This is a genomic window from Brachybacterium sp. GCM10030252, from assembly GCF_042666535.1.
Lineage (GTDB): Bacteria > Actinomycetota > Actinomycetes > Actinomycetales > Dermabacteraceae > Brachybacterium.
In genome coordinates, this window is the sequence record NZ_JBHTDM010000009.1 from 240,955 (window position 1) to 261,000 (window position 20,046).

Consider the following 20,046-nt stretch of genomic DNA (forward strand, 5'->3'; position numbering starts at 1 on the left):
TTGCTCGTCCGGGCTAGTCGATGATTGGGAACGAGGGGTCCACGGACTCGTACGACTCGCCAGCAAAGCTCCGCAGGATGGCCTCGAAGATGATTTGAGCTCCTCGAACTGGCACTGCCATCCCGACCTGCTTCCGCACCGACTCCTTGGATCCTTGGAACGCGAAGGTGTCAGGGAACGTTTGTAGCCGAGCCCGCTCGCGGTTGGTCAGCGCACGGGGCTCCACCCAGTGGTAGACGTGCGTCCCCCCGCCGCCCGAGCCGGTGATCGTGTAGGACGGCTTGGACGGGTGGAGCCGCTTGTATATCTGGGAGATCTTGGTTGCGGTCTTGATCTGGAGGTGCTCGGGAAGATCTGCGGTGAACGCGGATTCCCCGGCTCCGATCAGGTTCAAGCGCTCGATGACGCGTGCTGACTGGTGAGTGCGCTCCTGGTTAGGAGCGTCTTCAGGGATCGGGGGCACCGTCAGCGCCGTGCGCGTGCTCACGTCGACGCTTGCGTATGGCTCGGGACTCGGCACCTTGAACGTCACGTCGAGGTCGTCCCGGATGCCGACGATGATGATCCGATGACGCGCCTGGGGGATGCCGTATTTCTCGAAGCGATAGAGGTGGGGCACAAGACGGTACCCTGCACTGCGCATGTCGATAAGGATCTGCTTCAGTGCAGCGCCGCCCTTATTTGAGGTGAGGCCGCCTACATTTTCCGCAAGGAACCACATTGGCCGGAATTTCTGAAGTGCTTTGATGCCGTAGGTGTAGAGAGGTCCGTACTCGCCGTCGAACCCCTTCCGCTCGCCGACGACAGAGAAATCATTGCAGGGAAATCCGAAAGCGAGTCCATCGATGTCACCCGCTTCGGCGAGCTTTTCATAGTCAAGCGTGCGAATGTCCCCATGAATAACAGAGGGCGAGTTGATATCGCCAGCTATGTTCAGTCCGTAGGTGCGGCAAGTGTCCGCATCGACGTCGTTGGCCCATTGGTGGACGATCTTGAAGTTCGTATCACCGATGCCGGCAAGCTTTGCCCCCATGCCGATGCCTCCAGGGCCGGAGAACAGTTCACCGAGCCGGAACACCGTCCGTCCTGCGTCATCTGCAACGTGCTTGCCGGGGGACGCGTTGGCTTCCACCTCGGTGTTGGCGGCCTCCAAGGCCGCCGCGGCTGCGATGTTCAGTTCACGCTGCTCGGCGCGATCGTCCGCGATGGTAGTCATCTATGTCATTCCCTCTACTCCGTTGGTCCAGGTCCCCGATGCCCTCGCGGGGCCACTGGGATCCCGGACGCCGTGTGCACAGCAGCTTAACGTGCACGTCAGACAAGTCAACGTACCGTCGCCGTGACGCAGGCGATACTCGGTGACTGCGCGCGCCGAACTTCGAAAGATGCTCTGGGCGTACGGTGGATGCCATGGCTGGTTCGCCCGTGCACCCGCGCCCAACAAGCGAGCAGGCACGCCGGACCATGCTAGCCAATCGGCGCCGTGACACGACGATTGAGATAGCAGTGCGTCGCCATCTGCACAAGGCCGGCCTGCGGTACCGCGTCGACTACGCCCCGGACCCGGCTCAGCGCCGTCGACGTGCAGACATCGTGTTCCCCAAGTTGAGGATAGCGGTCTACATCGACGGCTGCTTTTGGCACGGGTGCCCAACGCACTACTCACCGCCAAAGTCCAACTCCGAGTACTGGCTCCCCAAGATCGAGAGGAACAGGACGCGAGACGAAGAGACGACAGATGCTCTGCGCGCGCTTGGATGGACCGTGCTTCGGTACTGGGAGCATGAGGGAGCCGCTGTGATTGCCGGGGACGTTGCTGCTGAAGTCCGGCGCCAGCGGAAGTGAACCAGGTAGTCATCGAGTCGAGCGGTAACACGTGCCGAGCCGTGAGAATGTTCCCGGGCTCGAACGGCACGGCATCAAACCCGCCTGATTCAGAGACCAACCACCGTCCCTTCAGCCGGCTCGGCTACCTCACCCTGCCAGCGCCCTTCGCCCGGTTGCTTATCGGCCTGTTGTTTCCACGCCTCGAGCCCACCGTGAAGTCAGTACGCGTATCCGGCGAACGCTTCGCGAATGCGCTTCGCGATCGCTCCGGTCGTGATCAGAACCTGCAGCAGCAACCGTGCCTTCTGCGGTGACAGCGCCCCGGCCATGACCACTCCGCGCGAGATCAGGTCCTTCTCGCTGCCGGGGTAGTCGTAGTGGCGATCCGAGGTGCCGCCACTGGGTATACGGGTCGCGACCACGACGGGCGTGCCGGCCTCGACCAGTGCCGCCAGGCGCGGCACCGCGTCGGCCGCGACGTGGCCCATCCCGACGCCGGCGACGACGAGCCCGTCGAGCGTTCCCGCAGGCAGTCCGTCCAGCAGCGTGAGGTCCTCCCCGACGCCGCCCATCAGGATCGGCACGTTCGGCAGCTTGGCCGGCAGCTGCCCATCCCGCGCGGCCGGTCGCTCCAGCGGTCGGTACAGCAGGCGCACGTCGTGCTCACCCACGAGCGCCACCGGGCCCGAGGGCTCCGAGCTGAAGGCGTCGATCGAGCGGGAGGACGTCTTGGTGACCTGGTCGGCGAGGTGCACGGAGGCATCGAAGACGGCCAGAACCCCGAGTCCTCGTGCGGACGGGGCAACCGCGGTGCGCACGGCGTCGCGGATGTTCGCCGGCCCGTCGGCCCCCGGGGCGTTGCTGGGTCGCATGGCGCCGGTCAGCACGAGCGGCGCGTCCCGGTCCCAGTAGAGGTTCAGCAGGAACGCGGATTCCTCGAGGGTGTCGGTGCCGTGGCTGACCACCACGCCGGTCGCGCCCTGTTCGATGGCCTCACGGGCGTTTCGGAGCACGTCGCGCAGGTGCTCGGGGCGCACCGACGGGGAGCCGACGTTCGTGATCTCGCGATGGGTGACGGCTACGCTGTCGATGACCGACGGCGCCAGCGACGCTCCCGCGGTCCCGTCCGGGGCGGCGCCCAGCCCGGCCGCATCCTGCGACATGAAGATGGTGCCGCCGAGCGACAGCAGGCTCACCGAGTTCACGACAGGTCCGGCTCCTCACCCAGGTAGAACGCGGCGGTGCGCACGGCGGCCTTGCGGGCGGGCTTGCGGTCCGCGCCGGAGGCGACGTGCGCGGCGGCCCACGCGTCGGCCGTGGCTCGGGTGAAGTCCGCGCCCTCGTCGGAGGCGGCGAAGCCGCCCAGCTCCGAGAGCAGATCGGTTAAGGGGTTCTCGAGGTGCAGGGCGAGGGCGTAGAGCGCGCCGTCCCAGCCGCAGCCCGTGGCGGCGGGTCCGAAGGTGCCCCAGTGCGCATCGACGGGGACCGTGTGCCGCAGCTCGAAGCGGGAGCCGCCGCTCTCGGCCTCGGAGATCAGCAGCTCCATCTCGCTCGTGGAGCCGCCGAACTCCCAGGTCAGCTTGAGCCGGTGGGGCTCCTCGGCGCTGAGGACGGTGCCCTGGGTCTCCATGTCCGGCAGCTCGAAGCGGCCACCGTCCTGCAGCTCCCCGTCGGCCCGGCCGAACCAGAGGGCGAGGCGATCGGCGCTGGTGAGGGCGGCCCACACCTCGGCGGGCGGCGCGGGGAGGTCCTGCGCGAGGGAGATGACGTGCCCGTGCGGGGCGGGGATCACCGTGCGGGTGACCTCGGTCAGCTGGCTCTCGGGGGTGGGGGTGGCCATGGGGGCTCCTTCGTCGGGGGGACGTCGAGGTCCACTCTGTCAGGTGGTGCGTCGCAGGCGCACGATGACCTCGGCGTGCTCGGTGTGGGGGAACATGTCCACCCAGCGCCCGGCGACGATGCCCAGCGAACTCATCGCGGAGAGGTCGGTGGCCAGGGTGGCGGGATTGCAGCTGGAGTAGACGACGTCGCGCACGCCGGATGCCTCCAGCCAGGCGGCGAGGTCGGGGCCGATGCCGCGGCGGGGCGGGTTCACGATGACCACGTCGGGCGGGCCGGCGGGACCCTCGGCCTCGCGCCGGGCCCAGGCGGTGGCGTCGTCGGCGAGGAAGGTGACCGGCAGCTCTGCGCTCTCCGCCGCCGCCCGGGCCCCGTCGATGGCCTGCGCGGAGGCCTCGACGCCGGTGACGCGGGCATGGGGCACGGCGCGGGCGGCGTGCAGCGCGAAGCCGCCGAGCCCGCAGTACAGGTCCCAGATCCGCGGGGCCGCATCGTGCTCGGCGGCGATCTCGGTGATCCAGGCGCCGCCCTGGCGGTACAGCTGCCCGGCGACCTCCGTGTTGGTCTGCAGGAAGGACTGCGGGGCCGCATGCAGCGTGACGTCCCCGGTGCGCACGGCGATCGAGGACGCCCCGGCGAGATAGATCTCCTGCTCGCCCTCGACGCGCGTGGTGTGCTCGGGATGGATGTTCGCACTGACCGCGACGATCGACGGGTGCGCCGCCAGCAGCCGCGGCAGGTGCTCACGGATCCGCCCCAGCGCCTGTTCGGAGCGCAGCACCAGGCGCAGCAGGTGCTCGCCGTCGGGGGAGGCGGTGATCAGGACGTTCTTGATCTCGCCGCGGCGTCGGGCCACATCGTACGGCGGCACCTGCGCCCGACGGATCAGCGCCTTGACCCCCTCCAGCACCTCCTCGACCCCGTCGGGATACAGCGGGCAGTCGCAGAGGTCGGCGCCCGGGGCGCCACCGGCCGCGCGGGGCAGGGAGAGGACCGGGTCCTGGGCCGTGCCGCCCACGGCCATCTTCCCGCGCGCCCGGAACCCGGCCTCGGGGCCGACGATCGGCTCGCCCCACTCGGCGCCCGATGCGAGATACGGGGCCAGCAGGGCCTCGACGCGCGCGCGGCCCTCGGCGATCTGCCGAGGGCGGGGGAGGTCCAGCAGAGTGCACGAACGGCACTCGCCGGAGTCGAAATGATGGCACCGCACCGCAGAAGTCTACGAGGCGGGGACTCTGGACTGTCCGGCCCCGCGACTAGCCTCACGGGCAGGTCAGGAGACGCGGCCGGACTTCCTCGGCAGAGGCCGCGCGGCAACCGGAACCGAACCCGGTGCCCGTCGAGGAAGACCCGGCCGGAGTGCGCCCGCACCTCCGGCAAGCAGGCCCGCCAGGGCCGGACTCGGAAGGCAACGGCATGGACACTCACCGCTCCCACCGCCCGCACCCGCAGGATGAGCCCGCGGACATCGCCGCGACCTGGCGCGACCAGCAGATCGAGCTGGTCCTGCCCGGCGTCGGCGCGATCACCGCCTGCGCGGATCCGCGCCTGTTCCACGACCCCGACCCTGAACCCCGGGCCGAGCCCGACGAGGGCTTCCGCCGCCGCGAGCCGACCACCCCGCCGGATCCCGGGGAGGTCCGCGCCACGCTGCGAGCCCGGCCACCGCTCGAGCTCGAGCACACCTGGCTCGTGGTCCCGGCGCTCGGCCCGGTGCTGCCCACCCAGCAGAGCGAGGGGATGATCGTGGCAGATCTCAGCGGATGCACGTCGCCTGGCGAGCTCCGCCCGGGCGTGCCCGGTCGCGAGCCCGGGGTCAAGAAGCCGGCGCGCAGCTCTCGGGAGCACTGGTGGTATCGCGTCCCGTCAGTCGCCGCGGCGCTGCGCGTCCGCGGAACCATGGCCGGGCACGGCGCTCTCGTGGGATCGGGCCGGGAATGGTTCGAACCGGCCGTCGCCGCCCGCGAGGACCTGCTGGCCGCCCACCCCGATCAGGCGCTCGAGGTCGCGCTGAACGTGGCGCGCGAGCACGGCCAGGCCGCCGTGATCCGCCTCGGGCCGGCGGGCCTGGACGTCATACCCACCGGGGCCGATCCGCGGGTGCCGCACCTGGAGGCGATCGACGTGCTGGTCACGGCGAGGCCTCCCCGGTGCCCGCTGCGGGGCACCGATGACGCCGAGCCGTGCCGGCCCCACGGCGGCCCGTGGATCGAGGCCGCGCAGCGCGCCCAGGTGAGCTGGGAGGCGCGGCGGTCCCAGGCGCTGGCCGTGCAGGAGTGCGGGGTCTGCTTCGGTGAGGCGCTGCCGCCCGAGCCGGATCAGCCCCAGCTGCCGCGCCTGGCGCTGCGGACGCCGGTCCCGTTCATCGACCGGCTCCACCTGCGCAGCGGCGAGGAGGTGCGGATCGATCCGCTGCGATAGAGCGCCGGCCGTCGTCCGTCGGGCGGCTCAGCCGACGGGCGGGCCCACGATCAGCAGCACGACGAACACGACCGCCACCACGGCGATCGCGATCACGGCGGCCGGCAGCGGCCGGCGCAGGGCGAGCGAGATGAGCTTCGTCGGCGCGGACCGGCCGGGCTCCTGGCGCAGGCGCCACGTGGTCCCCAGGAGCCCGCGCCGCTCCGCCCACAGCTCGAAGGGCACGGTGGCAAAGGGGATGATGGCCGAGACGACACCGAGCACGACCTGCCCCACCCGCCAGCGCTGATCGACCGCGACCAGCACCAGGGTCAGCAGGAAGGCGAGGAAGACGAAGCCGTGCAGGCCACCGCCGATGCTCACCAGCAGCTCCGTGCTGCGCACGACGTACTTCAGGAACATCCCCGCCAGCAGCAGGGCCCACGTCACCGCTTCGGCGACGGCGACGATGCGGAACAGCCGCGACGGGCTGAGGACGGACGGGGCTGCGGAGGTCGTGGCGGTCATGGCCGACATGGTGCCAGGCGGTGCTGAGCCTCCGCCGAAGGCGGGCACGGCCGTCGACTTTCGGCGGATCCGTCACCGCGGCGACGCCCGCGAGGCTGGGGCCATGACGACCACCACCATCCCCGGAGAACTGTTCCTCCTGCTCACCGATGACGCCGGCCGCCAGGAGGCGACCTCATCGCGGAAGGAGGCTGTGGCCGCCGCGGCGGTCGCCGAGCTGATGCTGCGCGAGAGGGTCCAGCTCAGCGAGGAGAAGCAGCCGCGTGTGCAGGTCACGGACACCAGCTCCACGGGGATCCCGGTCATCGACCAGGCCCTCGGCGCCCTCACCGAGCTGGCACCCGGCCGGCTGCGATCGGTCATCTCGCACCGGTGGATGGACCTCACCGAGGTCACCGGCGAAGGGCTCGTCGCCGCCGGCGCGCTGCGACGCAAGGACGGCTGGTTCACCACCACCTGGCCCGCGCACGACGAGACCCTCGAGACCGGACTGCGCGCCCGGCTCGGCGCCGCCGTGGCCGACCCCTCGAAGGCCAGCCTGCAGGACGCGAGCCTGCTCGAGCTGCTGCGCGCCCTGGGCATCGCCCACCGCATCCTGAAGGACGACGTCGCGGGCATGTCCCGTCGCGACCTCGATCGCGCGATCCAGGGCCTGGCGGTCGATCACCCGGCGGCGCGAGCGGTGAAGCGCGCCATGGACGACATGACCGCCGTGATGATCGCGACCACCGCGGCGACCACGACGGTGATCACCTGAGACGCCTCGGGCGGGCCGCGACGCGGGCTCGCGTCACGACCGGCTGCCGGGGTACTGCCTCTCGCTGAGCAGCTGGGCGAGGTGGGCCGCGTTGGCGGCCAGCGTGCTGTTGGTCGAGGCGACCGCATCGGGGACCTTCTCGAGGTCCTTGTAGTCGCCCGGGGTCATGGCCTCGCCGTTCCAGTACGTCCCGCCCTGGGCGGGGATGGTGAAGCCGATGTCGTTCAGGGCCTGGAACGTATCGGCGATGATCTTGTGGGCCCCGTCCTCGTTGCCCACCACGGCGGTCACGGCCACCTTCGAGAACATCCGCGGCCGCTGCTGCTCGTCGAGGTCGGACAGCTCCGCGTCGAGCCGTTCGAGCACCCGCTGGGCGACGCTGGACATGTGGCCCAGCCACGTCGGGGTCGAGAGCACCAGGATGTCGGCGGCCTTGATGCGCTCGAGGATCTGCGGCCACTGATCGCCCTCACCCATGTCGGCCTGGACGCCGGGACGGACGTCGTAGTCGACCACGCGCACGGCGTCCCCCGTGACGCCATGGGTGCCGAGCTCGTCGAGCACATGCTTGGCCATCACGTCGCTGCTGGAATCGCTCGGGGACGGCTTCAGCGTGCAGACCAGCGCGATCGCTTCCAGTGTCCTGTTCATGCGTGCACCCTCCTCATCTCGTGCGCCTCGCGAGAGGCGGGCGGTCGTCGGTCCCCGGTGTTCTCCACCGGACACCGGGACTCTACGCACCCGCTCAGGAGCGCGTCCGCTGCGCCGATCGGTCGGTCGGTCGGGACTCACCGGCGCCGCGTGGTGCGCGCCGTGGCCGGGGCCTCCCACGGATCCTCGGGCCACGGATGCTTGGGGTAGCGCCCGCGCATCTCCTTGCGCACCTCCCGGTAGGGGCCGTCCCAGAAGGAGCGCAGGTCATCGGTGATCGCGAGCGGGCGGCGCGCCGGGGAGAGCAGATGGAACAGCACCGGCACCCGCCCGCGCACCAGGCGGGGGGTCTCGGCCAGCCCGAACAGTTCCTGCAGCTTCACCGCGACCACGGGACGGCCGTCCTCGGCCTCGGGCGGCGGGTACTCGATCCGGGCGGTCGAGCCCGACGGGACGGCGAGGCGCTCGGGGGCCAGGTCATCGAGCTCGGAGGCCTCCGGCCACGGCAGCAGCAGCCGCAGGCCGCTGGTGACATCGATAGCGGAGAGCCTGGTGGTGCGCGCGGAGACCTGCGGCGCGAGCCACGTCTCCAGGCCGGCCAGCAGTGATTCCTCGTCCATGGCGGGCCACGGATCGCCCAGCTCGCGGCGCACCAGCGCCAGCCGCGCCCGCAGCCGCCCCGCGGACTCCGACGCCTCCAGCGCCTCCAGGCCTCTGGAGCGCACGTGGTCCAGGACAGCGGGGACGGTGTCCTCAGCCGTAGCCGTCACCGGGGTGGAGGCCAGCTCGATCGCGCCCAGCCGGCGGCGCCGGCGGGCCCGGACGCTGCCGGAGTCGAGGGTCGCGGAGCGCTCGATGACCAGCAGGTCCGCTCCGGCGGCGAGGGCATCCTCCTCGGTCAGCGGGGCGGCGGTGCGGATCACGGCCCCGGTCCCGTCGGCCGCGCGACCGTCGGCCCGCTGGACCTCCCACACCGCCAGCCAGTCGCTTCCCAGCAAGCCGCTGCCCTCGGGCAGTGCGGCGCGGGTGCCGGAGGCCAGCAGGTACGAGCGAGAGCCTTCCGTGATCCGGCGGGCGAGGCGCTCGGGACGGGCGAGGGCCAGCACTGCGCCGGCCTGCTCAGCGGGGGAGACGCCCGTGAACGAGGGCACCGGCTCGCCGTCGGCCGCAGGGGTGCGCGCCTCGCGGGCGACCCGGGCCAGCCGGTCCCGTTCCCGCGCCCAGCGATCGGCGCCGGGCGCGCGGCCGGAGCGCAGCTCCTGCAGCAGACGGGGGAGGTCCGCGCCGACGGGACGGTGGTCGTCGGAGACCGCGGCGACGATCTCGGCAGCCTGCCGGGCGGCGTCCCGCCCGGGCAGCGCACGAGCCCCGTCGAGCAGTGCCCGCGCCTCGCGCACCCCGATCGGCAGCCGCGCCACCCGTCGGCCCCGTGCCGTGGGGCGGCCGTCGTCCTCGACCAGGCCGAGAGCGTGCAGCGTCGACTCCGCGGCGGCGATCTCGGCGGGCGGCGGGGGAGTCAGCAGCGGCAGGCCCTCGCCGCGCGGGGTGCCCCAGCAGGCCAGCCACAGGGCGGCGTCGGTGAGGTCGGTGCTGGTGATCTCCGGCGGGGACTGGGCGGGCATCCCGGCCAGGTCCGACTCGGCGAAGACCCGCACGGCGCGTCCCGGTCCGAGCCGGGCGGCGCGGCCGGCCCGCTGATCGGCGGCTGCGCGGGAGGCGCTGACGGTGACCAGGCCCGTCATGTCCCGGCCCCGGTCCCGGCGCACCTCGCGCGAGAGGCCCGCATCGACCACCAGGTGGACCCCCGGCACGGTCAGGGAGCTCTCCGCGATCGAGGTGGAGACCACGATCCGGGGCGGCTCGCCGGGGCGCCGGCCACCGGTGGCGCGGTCCTGCGCGGCGGCCGGCAGCCGCCCGTGCAGCGCCAGCACCTCGACCTCGTCCCCGCCGTCGCGGCCGATGAGCCCCTCGAGCCGCGAGACCAGCTCGTCGACCTCGCGGGCGCCCGGGACGAACACCAGCGCGTCGGCCCCGGAACCGGCCTGGGCCCTCACAGCCGTGCGGGCCAGATGATCGAGGTAATCGCGGGTGACGCCGCGCGCGTCCAGCCGCGGCGCAGGGGAGGGGGCGTACTCCACGCTGAGCGGGTGCAGGGCGCTGGGGACATCGACCACGGCGGCGCCGTCGAGCACCCCGGCCACCGCCTGCGCGTCGAGCGTCGCGGACATCGCGCCGACCAGCAGATCCTCCCGCAGCTGCCGGGCCTCGGAGAGCATGCCCAGCAGCAGGTCGGTCTCCAGGGAGCGCTCGTGGACCTCGTCGAGCACGACGGCGGCGACCCCGGGCAGCTCGGGCTCGGCCAGCAGGCGCCGCAGCAGCACCCCCGGGGTCAGCAGCTCCAGCCGGGTCGCCTCGCCCACCTGCCGCTGGCCGCGCACGGTGAAGCCGACGGGTCCGCCCGGTGCGCTGCCGTCCAGCGACGCGATCCGCCGGGCCGCGGCGCGCACGGCGACCCGCCGCGGCTGGGTGACCAGGGTGAGGCCGCCGGACAGGTTCGCCACCAGCGGCGGGACCAGCGTCGTCTTGCCGGTGCCCGGCGGGGCGGTGACGACCATCGCCCCGGTGCGTGCGGCCGCCTCGAGCTGGTCCCGGGCCCCGGTGACCGGGAGGCCGGCGCCGATGCTCTGGAGGTCGAAGCGGTGCGGGGAGGGCGTCACGTGGGCGGTCAGTCGATGAGGTCGAACTCGACCTGCTCCGTGTCGCTGCAGACGCTGGTCACCGCGATCGTCCACAGGTCGATCGTGACGGTCTCGCCGAGGGTGATGTCCTCGACGGGTCGCGGCTCTCCGTCGCCGACGGCCGCGGTGAGCTGGGCGTCGTCCCCCTCGATCGCGGTGAGCTCGATGGTCACGGATTCACCGGCCCGCTCGGGCAGCTCGGGCGTGGCGGCGGTGCCGACCTCTGCGAGGTAGGTGCCCTCGCCGTTGCAGGCCGCGGGCGGTTCGAAGCCGTCGGGGGCCGGGGTGACGGGGTAGGCCTCGACGGGGATGGCGGCTTCCGTCTGCCCGCCGCGGTCGGAGGCCGCGGAGCCGCCGTCGGACGCCGAACCGCCATCGGAGGCGGAGCCGCCGTCGTCGGACGCCGCCGGAGGATCCTCGGGTGCCGGGCTCTCCCCACCGCTGCATCCCGCCGCGAACAGCGAGAAGGCGAGCAGAGCCCCGGCGAGACGGGCGCGGGACGAACGGGACGACGTGGCGCTGGTGGGCACGCGTGCACCTCCGGGGAGCGATCCTGGCTGACGGCGCCCACGCTACTGGACCGCCCAGCGCATGCCACCATCTGGGGGTGGGAAGCGCCGACCGGGGCAGGCGCCCGACACGGTCACCGGAGAGGAGGACAGCGGACATGGGCCAGAAGAAGAGGCCGCCGCGCCCGACGCCGCCGACTCCGAAACCGCCGACTCCGAAACCGCCGACCCCGAAGGCGCTGCGCGGGCTGAAGGACCCCGCCCGCACGGTGCGGCCCGTCGACTACACCGCCACCGGTCGCCGCGACCCCGAGCCTAGTCGCGACCCTGCACCGCGCCGGGCCCCCGAGCCCCGCCGCAGGCCCCGGACCATCGAGCCGCCCCGCCAGGCCCCTCCGCCGCCACCGGACGCCGTCCACACCCTCCGGGCCGAGGACCCGCGGCCGCTGCCGCGCCCGCTGCGGATCGCGGAGGAGGACATCCGCAGCGTCGGCATCCGGGACATCACCACGGAACGCATCGTCCACGTGGTCGCCGACCCCGAGGACGCCTGGACGGCCGACGCCGGCACCAGCGACCACTTCCTGCGCGGGGACCTGGTGGTCCAGGTGCGGCGCGCCGACAACGCCGTGATCGGCGTGTTCAGCGCCCGGTACGCGCTCTCAGTGCGGCCCGAGGACTACGAGCCGGCCCTGGACATCGCCGAGGAGGCCGCCGGTCCCGGCGCGCGCGGCGGCAAGGGCACGCGCCACCCCACGACGCGGCGGGAGCTGCTGCGGCGGATGGAAGCGGCCGGATTCGTGGTCACGCCCGGCGCGGGGCACGGGCGGGTGAGCCATCCGGATCATCCGGGCCTGTTCGTCCCCTTCGCCTCGACCCCGTCGGACCGCCGCTTCACGCGGCACGCCGTGGCCCAGATCCGGCGCGTGTTCGGGATCGACCTGCGGCGCTAGGACTCTGCAGGGATCCCCGAGAAGAAAGTGCCCCGGCCCGTCCCCACGGGCCGGGGCCATCCCTTTCCCCCGCGTCCCGGACGAGCGGAATCCGCCTCCTCCTCAGTCAGCGGGTTCCTCCGGTGACGCGTTGGGAACGAGTACACACGCCCTCCTGGAAAATGCACTGCAACAGCGCTGTTCATTCCCTGGGAGGGGCGCTGGCCTGCACACTCAGGGAGACGTGACCGAGGGCGCGCAGCAGCCGGACCAGCCGATCGAAGCCGATCGTGCCGGCCACCACACGCAGCACCACCACGTCGTGGGAGGGGGCGTCCTCGCCGTCCTCCGCGCCGCGCATGGAGATCACGTCCTCCCGCGCGATCTGCGCCATCGGCTCGGCGTAGCGCATCAGCAGATCCACGTCGGTCGGCATCTCCCATCCCTCCAGGGTGCGCAGCAGATCGTCCAGGGCGCGCCGGGGGATCGAATCGACATCCGGCCAGCCCAGACGCTCCAGCACGACGGCCACCGACGGGTGCTCGGGACGCTGCGACGCCGCCTCCAGCGCCTCCGGGGCGGCGCCGAGCGCGATCGCCTGGGCCTCCTCGAGGGCATCGAGCAGCGGGCGGTCGGGGTCATCGAGCATCGCGGTCAGCCGGCGGATGCGGGCGATGGGCGCATCGGCCACCTCGCGGAGCACCTGGATCAGCTGCAGACGCTCGAGGTGGCGGGGGCCGTACTCCTGCCGGGTGGCGGTCACGCGCTCGCCGGCGGGCAGCAGGCCCTCGCGCCGGTAGTACTTGATCGACGCCGCGCTGCAGCCGCTCACGGCCGCGAGCTCCTGCAGGAACATTCCTCTGCCCGCCTATGGATAGTGGGAACAGCGCCGACTATCTTGATGGCGCCGCGTTGGATAGCCACACTATCGTGAGCGTCGTGGACACTCTCACCCCGGTCATCGCCGTGCACGCCGTCGCCGCCCTGTACGTGCTCCTGCTCGGCCCGCTGCAGATCCTGCGGCGGCGCCGCGACCGGGCCCACCGCATGCTCGGCACGTCCTGGGTGGTCGCGATGGTGGTCGTGTGCGTCTCGAGCTTCGGCATCATGGACGACGGCTTCTCGTGGCTGCACGGGCTGTCGATCTGGACGCTCATCTGCCTGGTGCTGGCGATCGGCGCGATCCGCCTGCACAACGTTCCCACCCACCGCGGGTTCATGGTCGGCTCCTACCTGGGCACCCTCGGCGCGTTCGCCTTCGCGGCCCTGGTGCCCAGCCGGCTGATCCCGCAGCTGCTGCGCAGCGAACCGCTCGTGGTCGCCGCGACGGTGCTCGCGGTCGCCGCGGCGGTCGCCCTGTTCGCGGCGCTGACGATCCGCAGTGCGCCGGCGAAGCCGACGCCGCGCCCGAAGGTCACCGCAGCCTGACCTCTCAGACGTCGATCTCGATCTCCTCGCCGCCGGTGGCGACGTAGTCCGAGAAGCCGACCGAGGTGATCGTCGTTCCCTCCGAGACGTCGGCGTACAGGAGCACGGACAGCGTCTCGCCCGGGGGGACCGTCTCGGCAGCGTCGGCCGTGAAGCCGTAGGCCACGGGATGCGGGGTGCCCGCGTCGTCGTAGAGCGTGAAGGCGGAGGGACTCAGCGACAGGTCCTCGTCGGCCTCGTTGACCACCTCCACCGTGACCCCGAAGAACGTGCCGTTCACCGGCTCCTGGGCGCCGTCGGCAGTCTCGACCGTCGCCGCCTCCTCGGTTCCCGAGACGCTCAGCGAGACGGTGGGCTCGGCGCTGGGCTCCTCGGTCGGTTCGGTGGTCGGATCCTCCGTCGGCTCGGTCGTCGGGTCCTCCGTGGGCTCCTCGGTCGGCTCATCGGTGGGCTCCGAGCTGGTCGTCGGCTCGTCCGTCGCCGGATCGTCCGGCTCGCGCTGGAGCAGCCAGAACCCACCTCCGGCGAGGGCGATCAGCACGAGCGCGAGCAGCAGGCAGCCGCACCCGAGCGCGATGTACAGCGGGGTGCGTCTCTTGGCGGGCGGCGAGCTCGGCATGCCGTAGGGGCTGCTCAACGGGGGACCTCCGGGTCGGGCGTGCGGAATCGGGCGACTCGGGCTCACGCTATCTGGCCGGCACCACCGGGGCCATGGGGAGGAGTCCCCACCGGGAGGCGCCGCAGGCCGAATCAGGGCGGGTCGTCGAGGGGAAATATGCACCCGTGCGCGGAACGCGTGGTTGACTGTGCGCCACGCATCACCCATCGAGACGACGCCCCGACGGGCGGACCGAGACGTCCCCGACCTCGATCCGCAGGTCGGGACCGGAGGAGTCGAGAGCATTGCTCAATCGATTGCACGACGCCCTGCACCTGCGCACATCGCCGGTGATCTTCTTCAGCTCGGCGGCGATCATCATCGCCTTCGTGCTGGGGACGATCTTCTTCACCGATCCGCTCGGTGCCGCGACGTCGGCGGCGTCGACGTGGCTGATGACGAACCTCGGCTGGTTCTACATCCTCGGCGTGACCGTCTTCCTGGCGTTCCTGATCTTCATCGCCCTGGGCCGCTTCGGCCGCGTCAAGCTGGGCCCGGACGAGGAGCCGCCGGAGCACTCCGGAGGCGCCTGGTTCGCGATGCTGTTCGCCGCCGGCATCGGCTCGATCCTCATGTTCTGGGGCGTCGCGGAGCCGATCAGCCACTTCGGCGACCCGCCGCGCGCCTCGGACCTCGGCATCGAGGGCGGCACCGTCGAGGCCGCCCGTGACGCCATGAACTTCACGTACTACCACTTCACGCTGCACACCTGGACGATCTTCACGCTGCCGGCCCTGTGCTTCGCGTACTTCATCCACAAGCGCAACCTGCCGCCGCGCGTGAGCTCGATCTTCCAGCCCGTCCTGGGCGAGGGCATCCACGGCCCCATCGGCAAGCTCATCGACATCGTCGCGATCATCGGCACCGTGTTCGGCATCGCCGTCTCCATCGGTCTGGGCACCCTGCAGATCAACGGCGGCCTGCACCAGCTGTTCGGGATGCCGGAGAACGCCGGGTGGCAGCTGATCATCATCGGCGTGGTCAGCGGCCTGGCCCTCATCTCCGTCTCCCTCGGCCTGGACCGGGGCATCAAGATCCTCTCGAACATCAACATCGTCACCGCCGTGCTGCTGCTGATCTTCGTGCTGTTCGCCGGCGGCGCGACCCTGTTCGTGCTCAAGGGGACCATCGAGTCGTTCGGCAACTACCTCGTCGCCCTGCCCGAGCTGGCCCTGTGGAACGACACCTTCGCCAACACCGGCTGGCAGAACACCTGGACGGTCTTCTACTGGGCGTGGACCATCACCTGGTCGCCGTTCGTGGGCATCTTCATCGCCCGCATCTCCAAGGGCCGCACCATCCGCCAGTTCGTCTCCGGCGTGCTCGCCGTGCCTTCCGCCTTCTCGGTCGTCTGGTTCGGGATCTTCGGCTTCTCCTCGTTCAACATCGAGCTCAACGGTGACGGCGGCCTGGTCGAGACCGTGGTGGACAACGGCGACGTGCCCGGCGCGCTGTTCTCCTTCCTCAGCCACTACCCGCTGGCGACCTTCGTCTCCGCCGTCGCCATCGTGCTGGTGATCGTCTTCTTCGTGACCTCGGTGGACTCCGCCGCACTGATCACGGACTCGATGGCCAACGGCCACGAGGACTACAACCCGCTCGGCCAGCGCATCTTCTGGGGCGTGGCGATCGGCCTGGTCACCGCGACGCTGCTGGTCTTCTCCGGCACCGGGGGCCTCGAGGCCCTGCAGTCCACGATCATCCTCGTCGGCCTGCCGTTCTTCGTCATGGGCTACTTCCAGATGTACGCCCTGTACCGAGCGCTGCAGGAGGACGCCGGCGAGCTGCCGCGGATGCGCACCCGTGAATGGAAGCAGGTGCTGCCGCCGGAGGAGTACGAGCGTCGCGAGGACGACGACGACTACGACACCGACGAGATGGTGGTCGAGCCCGAGGCGATGGGCGAGGCCCCGGTCATGCGCGATCCCTACGAGGAGGACGGCAACGGCGAGGACGTCGAGCCGGTCGACGGCCCCGCCACCCTGCCGGCCCGCACCGGCAGCGGCCGGGCCGAGCTGCCCGAGCACGGCCGGCCCGAGGGTCGCTGAGCCAGAAGCGCTGTTCGCCCCCGCCCTGGTTCGAGACCGGAGCGGGGGCGAACGTGTGCTCGGGGAGGGGTCAGCGCTCCGTGGCCGGGGCCTTCCTCTCGGCGCTGCGGCGGTAGTAGACCGCCAGCAGCGCGCCCGAGAGGTTGTGCCAGATCGAGAACACCGCGCCGGGCAGGGCCGCGGCCGGGCTGAAGGCGCTCGCGGCGAGCGTCGCAGCCAGTCCGGAGTTCTGCATTCCCACCTCGATGGAGGTGGTGCGGGCGGCGCGCTCTCCCTGCTTCAGGGCGCGGGCCAGCCAGTACCCGGCGAGGTAGCCGACGGCGTTGTGCAGCACGACGGCCAGCAGCACCAGCGCGCCCGCGGAGACGATGGTCTCCGTGCTGCCGCTGACCACGGCGAGGACGACGACGGAGATGCCGGCGACGCTCACCCACGGCAGCGCCGGCAGCACACGGTCCACCAGGCGGCTCAGCAGCAGCCGGATCACGACGCCGGCGACGACGGGGATCAGCACGATCTGGACGATGGACAGCGCCATGTCCCCCGCGGCGACCGGCAGGTACGAGCCGGCCAGCCACAGCGTCAGCAGTGGGGTGAAGACCGGCGCGAGCAGCGTGGAGATCGAGGTCATCGTGACCGAGAGGGCGGTGTCCGCCTTGGAGAGGTAGGCGATGACGTTCGAGCTGGTCCCGCCCGGTGCGCAGCCGACCAGGATGACGCCGACGGCGAGCTCGGGCGGCAGCTGCAGCAGCAGCGCGATCCCCAGCCCCACCAGCGGCATGATCACGAACTGGGCGAGGATGCCGATCAGGATGGGCAGCGGCCGCCGGGCGACCAGCGTGAAGTCGGGGATCGTGAGGGTCAGCCCCATCGCGAACATGATGATGCCCAGGAACAGGCTGATCAGAGGCGCGATCGCCTGGCCCGCGCTAGGCACGAGGAAGGCGAACAGCGCGGCGAGGACGACGAGGGCGGGGAAGACGGTGACCGCGAGGCGTGCGGAGCGGTCCTCGGAGGTGCGGGCGGCGTCCGCGGGGGGAGAGTTCGGGATCTTGGTACTCATGCGAGGCAATGTACCGCCCAGTGAGACGTCATCCTGAGATGTGGACGTCAGGTGGTCGCGTGCCCCCGGCGGAGGCCCGGCTCAGGTCCGCTGCCGCGCCGGCACCGGCCAGGCGTGCACCGGCTCCCCGGTCTCCACGGCCTTTCGGTACAGGCGCGTCATCTCCGAGAGCGCCTCGGGGCGGCTCGCTCCGCGCACCTCGAGCGAGGTGACGGTGTCGATCTGCCAGCGGGCGCCGTTGCGGCCGGTGCGGGCGCGCGCGGCGAGCAGCTCGCCGTAGTGGTCGACCACGTCCCCGTCGGCCCCGAGGTCGCGCAGCCCGTCCATGGCCTGGGGGATCAGGTGCTCCTGCAGCAGATCGGCGACCCGGACCCGGCCCACCTTGGGCCAGCGCACGCGCGCCTCCAGACCCCAGCGGGCGCACTGCTGGAAGGTCTCGTCGGCCTGCTCGAAGCCCATCCGCGACCACAGCGGCCGGCGCTCGTGGACGAGAGCGTGCATGAGCCCGTAGAAGAAGGCGGCATTGGCGGCCATGTCCGCGGCCGTCGGCCCCGCCGGCAGGATGCGGTTCTCCAGCCGCAGGTGGGGGACGTCCGTGCCGGGGTCGTAGATGGGGCGGTTCCAGCGCCACACCGTGCTGTTGTGCAGCATCAGCTCGTGCAGGCGCGGCGAGGAGCCCTCGGTCAGCAGCGGTTCGTCGGCCATGTCGCGCGATTCCGGGATCAGCGCCGGGAACAGGCGCACGTTCTCCTCGAACAGGTCGAACATCGAGGTGATCCAGCGCTCGCCGAACCACACGCGCGGGCGCACGCCCTGGTCCGCGTACTCCGGCGGGCGCGTGTCCATCGACTGCATGAACACCGGGATTCTGGTCTCGTGCCACAGCCGCTTGCCCATCAGGAACGGCGAGTTCGCCGCCAGCGCCACCTGCGGGCCGGCCACGGCCTGGGCCGCGTTCCAGGCGTCGGCGAAATCCTCCGGCGGGATCTGCAGGTGCAGCTGCAGGGAGGTGCACGCCGCCTCGGGGCCGACGGAGTCGAAGGTGGCGTCCAGCCCCTTGCCCTCGCCCTCGATGCGCAGCTGGATCTCCTCGCCGCGCGCCTCCATGACGCTCGCCTCGAGCACCTCGTACCGGGCCCCGGGGGCGCGCCAGGAGTCGTCGGCGAACAGATCCTCGGTGATCGTGGGCAGGTGCCCGATCGGCACGATGCGCGCGCCGTGGGCGGTCGCGGTGCGATCCGCGCGCTCGATGCGGGCGGACAGCGCCTCCTCGAGCTCGCGCAGGCCCGGGCCGCCGGGGTGGGTGACGGGCAGATTCGTCTCGACGTTGAACCGGCCCACCTCGTGGACGAAGTCCTCGTCGCCGAGCTCCTCGAGCACGGTGTCCGCGAGCAGCGCGGGGCTGAAGTCCTCGGCGTCGGCGAGGTTCATCTCGAGCTCGACGCCGACGGTGCCCTCGTCGATGAACTCCGCCGAGTCCAGGAAGGACTCGAAGACGTCGAGGTTGCGGCGCAGGACGCGCCGGTAGAAGGTGCGCTGACTGCGCGTGAACTCGGTCGAGCCGACTTCGCGTCCCATGGTGACCTCCCGGCCGGGGGTGGATGCTGCGGCTCATCCAAGCATGGCCGCGTGCGCGATGCGCGGTCGCCGACGCGGATCGAGACCGAGCGGTCAGCGGGGTTGCGACGGACGGGCCTGGGCGAACGCCGGGGGCCGGAATCCTGTGCTTGCGATGGAGACGGAGCCGCCGGATAGTGGTCGTCGTCACAGTCCCCGTGGCGGGCGCTGAAGGAGGGACTCCCATGGCCGGCACGATCTCCACCCCGGGGAGGCTGTTCGGGGAGGTCTCGCTGCACCTGGAGGACACCGGGGACCATGGCAGGCCCGTGGTGCTGCTGCACGGCTGGCCGCTGTCCTCGGCGTCCTGGGTCCGTCAGGTGCCCATCCTGCGGCGGGCCGGCTACCGCGTGATCGCCTACGACCGCCGCGGGTCCGGGCGCAGCAGCAAGCCGGCCACCGGCTACGGGTACGACACGCTCGCCGACGACCTGGCGGCGGTCCTGGAGGAGCTCGACCTGCGCGAGGTCAGCCTGGTGGGGTTCTCCATGGGCGGGGGAGAGGTGGTCCGCTACATCCGCCGGCACGGCGAGGACCGCCTGCGCAGCATCGTGCTGGCCTCCGCGGTGACGCCGATGATGCTGCGCACCCCCGGCAATCCCGACGGGCCGCTGCCCCCGGCGCAGGCCGCCGGGATGGCCAAGGACCTCGCGCTGGACCCGCCCGGCTTCTACGACTCGTTCCTGCGCGAGGTCTTCTCCACGGCCGACGGGCTCCAGGTCACCGAGCAGCAGCTGGCCGATGCGCTGGCGATGTGCCATCAGGCGACCAGACCGGCCGCGCTGGCGACCATGGACGCCTTCGGCCGCACCGACTTCCGCAAGGACCTCGAGCAGATCACCGTGCCCACCCTCATCCTGCACGGGGACAGCGACCGGACGGTCCCCTGCGACGGCTCCGCGAAGCGCACGTACGACGCCGTCGCCCACAGCGAGATGCACGTCATCCGCGGCGGACCCCACGGCATCCCCCTCAGCCACCCCGCCGCGTTCAACGGCGCACTGCTGGACTTCCTCGCCCGCTACCCCGGCAGCTGCCGCTGACCGGCCCC

The 20,046-nt window shown here is 71.7% G+C and carries 19 protein-coding genes and 1 riboswitch; of the genes, 7 read left to right on the plus strand and 12 right to left on the minus strand.

Features of this window, described 5'->3' with window-relative positions; all coding sequences use genetic code 11:
* Positions 1-13: 13 nt before the first annotated feature.
* The gene (locus ACFQRJ_RS09725; protein WP_377018829.1) at positions 14-1,216 is read right to left on the minus strand and encodes a DNA cytosine methyltransferase; all 1,203 of its coding nucleotides are present in this window, start codon (positions 1,214-1,216) and stop codon (positions 14-16) included.
* Between the two features lie 194 nt (positions 1,217-1,410).
* On the opposite strand from ACFQRJ_RS09725, the gene ACFQRJ_RS09730 reads away from it, so the two are divergent.
* On the plus strand, positions 1,411-1,845 hold the full coding sequence (locus tag ACFQRJ_RS09730) for a very short patch repair endonuclease (RefSeq protein WP_377018830.1): 435 nt from the start codon (positions 1,411-1,413) through the stop codon (positions 1,843-1,845).
* Positions 1,846-2,045: 200 nt separating this feature from the next.
* Here the strand turns inward: ACFQRJ_RS09730 and ACFQRJ_RS09735 are convergent, their stop codons facing one another.
* Genes ACFQRJ_RS09735 through rlmC form a run of 3 tightly spaced genes read right to left on the minus strand, consistent with a single transcriptional unit; the run spans position 2,046 to position 4,876 of the window.
* On the minus strand, positions 2,046-3,032 hold the full coding sequence (locus tag ACFQRJ_RS09735; RefSeq protein ID WP_377018831.1) for an asparaginase: 987 nt from the start codon (positions 3,030-3,032) through the stop codon (positions 2,046-2,048).
* Positions 3,029-3,667: an SRPBCC domain-containing protein gene (locus tag ACFQRJ_RS09740; RefSeq protein WP_377018832.1), complete on the minus strand. Its 639-nt coding sequence runs from the start codon at positions 3,665-3,667 to the stop codon at positions 3,029-3,031. Before ACFQRJ_RS09740 ends, ACFQRJ_RS09735 begins: the two co-directional genes overlap by 4 nt.
* A 39-nt stretch (positions 3,668-3,706) precedes the next feature.
* Positions 3,707-4,876, minus strand: a complete 1,170-nt coding sequence (gene rlmC / locus ACFQRJ_RS09745) for a 23S rRNA (uracil(747)-C(5))-methyltransferase RlmC (RefSeq protein WP_377018833.1) — start codon at positions 4,874-4,876, stop codon at positions 3,707-3,709.
* Between the two features lie 61 nt (positions 4,877-4,937).
* Positions 4,938-5,053, plus strand: a riboswitch (SAM riboswitch).
* A gap of 29 nt (positions 5,054-5,082) precedes the next feature.
* On the opposite strand from rlmC, the gene ACFQRJ_RS09750 reads away from it, so the two are divergent.
* Positions 5,083-6,087 (plus strand): hypothetical protein, encoded by a 1,005-nt coding sequence (locus ACFQRJ_RS09750; protein ID WP_377018834.1) that lies wholly within the window; start codon positions 5,083-5,085, stop codon positions 6,085-6,087.
* A 27-nt stretch (positions 6,088-6,114) separates the two neighbouring features.
* On the opposite strand, the gene ACFQRJ_RS09755 is transcribed toward ACFQRJ_RS09750, so the two are convergent.
* Positions 6,115-6,594, minus strand: coding sequence for a DUF3817 domain-containing protein (locus ACFQRJ_RS09755; protein ID WP_377018835.1), 480 nt, complete (start codon positions 6,592-6,594; stop codon positions 6,115-6,117).
* A gap of 103 nt (positions 6,595-6,697) precedes the next feature.
* On the opposite strand from ACFQRJ_RS09755, the gene ACFQRJ_RS09760 reads away from it, so the two are divergent.
* The gene (locus tag ACFQRJ_RS09760; RefSeq protein WP_377018836.1) at positions 6,698-7,351 is read left to right on the plus strand and encodes a GPP34 family phosphoprotein; all 654 of its coding nucleotides are present in this window, start codon (positions 6,698-6,700) and stop codon (positions 7,349-7,351) included.
* Positions 7,352-7,384: 33 nt separating this feature from the next.
* On the opposite strand, the gene ACFQRJ_RS09765 is transcribed toward ACFQRJ_RS09760, so the two are convergent.
* From ACFQRJ_RS09765 to ACFQRJ_RS09775, 3 genes are all read right to left on the minus strand, one after another.
* Positions 7,385-8,002: a flavodoxin family protein gene (locus ACFQRJ_RS09765; protein WP_377018837.1), complete on the minus strand. Its 618-nt coding sequence runs from the start codon at positions 8,000-8,002 to the stop codon at positions 7,385-7,387.
* Positions 8,003-8,139: 137 nt separating this feature from the next.
* Positions 8,140-10,719, minus strand: coding sequence for an ATP-dependent helicase HrpB (gene hrpB / locus ACFQRJ_RS09770; protein WP_377018838.1), 2,580 nt, complete (start codon positions 10,717-10,719; stop codon positions 8,140-8,142).
* 8 nt (positions 10,720-10,727) lie between these two features.
* Complete coding sequence (locus ACFQRJ_RS09775) at positions 10,728-11,270, minus strand: hypothetical protein (protein ID WP_377018840.1); 543 nt, start codon at positions 11,268-11,270, stop codon at positions 10,728-10,730.
* 137 nt (positions 11,271-11,407) lie between these two features.
* Here ACFQRJ_RS09775 and ACFQRJ_RS09780 point away from each other — a divergent pair, with 137 nt between their 5' ends.
* Entirely contained in the window at positions 11,408-12,202 is a 795-nt protein-coding gene (locus ACFQRJ_RS09780; RefSeq protein ID WP_377018842.1) for a type II toxin-antitoxin system HicA family toxin, read from the plus strand.
* 181 nt (positions 12,203-12,383) lie between these two features.
* Here the strand turns inward: ACFQRJ_RS09780 and ACFQRJ_RS09785 are convergent, their stop codons facing one another.
* Entirely contained in the window at positions 12,384-13,013 is a 630-nt protein-coding gene (locus ACFQRJ_RS09785) for a MerR family transcriptional regulator (protein ID WP_377018843.1), read from the minus strand.
* A gap of 107 nt (positions 13,014-13,120) precedes the next feature.
* Here ACFQRJ_RS09785 and ACFQRJ_RS09790 point away from each other — a divergent pair, with 107 nt between their 5' ends.
* A complete protein-coding gene (locus ACFQRJ_RS09790; RefSeq protein ID WP_377018844.1) occupies positions 13,121-13,609 on the plus strand; it encodes a DUF2306 domain-containing protein in 489 nt (162 codons plus the stop codon).
* Between the two features lie 4 nt (positions 13,610-13,613).
* Here the strand turns inward: ACFQRJ_RS09790 and ACFQRJ_RS09795 are convergent, their stop codons facing one another.
* Complete coding sequence (locus ACFQRJ_RS09795; protein ID WP_377018845.1) at positions 13,614-14,246, minus strand: DUF4352 domain-containing protein; 633 nt, start codon at positions 14,244-14,246, stop codon at positions 13,614-13,616.
* 266 nt (positions 14,247-14,512) lie between these two features.
* On the opposite strand from ACFQRJ_RS09795, the gene ACFQRJ_RS09800 reads away from it, so the two are divergent.
* Positions 14,513-16,315 carry a BCCT family transporter gene (locus tag ACFQRJ_RS09800; RefSeq protein ID WP_377018846.1) on the plus strand — a complete coding sequence of 601 codons (1,803 nt, stop codon included), beginning with the start codon at positions 14,513-14,515 and terminating at the stop codon, positions 16,313-16,315.
* Between the two features lie 70 nt (positions 16,316-16,385).
* Here ACFQRJ_RS09800 and ACFQRJ_RS09805 read toward each other — a convergent pair whose 3' ends face one another.
* Positions 16,386-17,378, minus strand: a complete 993-nt coding sequence (locus tag ACFQRJ_RS09805) for a bile acid:sodium symporter family protein (protein WP_377018848.1) — start codon at positions 17,376-17,378, stop codon at positions 16,386-16,388.
* Between the two features lie 81 nt (positions 17,379-17,459).
* Positions 17,460-18,956 carry a glutamate-cysteine ligase family protein gene (locus tag ACFQRJ_RS09810; RefSeq protein WP_377018849.1) on the minus strand — a complete coding sequence of 499 codons (1,497 nt, stop codon included), beginning with the start codon at positions 18,954-18,956 and terminating at the stop codon, positions 17,460-17,462.
* 224 nt (positions 18,957-19,180) lie between these two features.
* Between ACFQRJ_RS09810 and ACFQRJ_RS09815 the strand changes: the two genes are divergently transcribed.
* Entirely contained in the window at positions 19,181-20,038 is an 858-nt protein-coding gene (locus ACFQRJ_RS09815; RefSeq protein WP_377018850.1) for an alpha/beta fold hydrolase, read from the plus strand.
* The last annotated feature ends 8 nt before the right edge of the window (positions 20,039-20,046 follow it).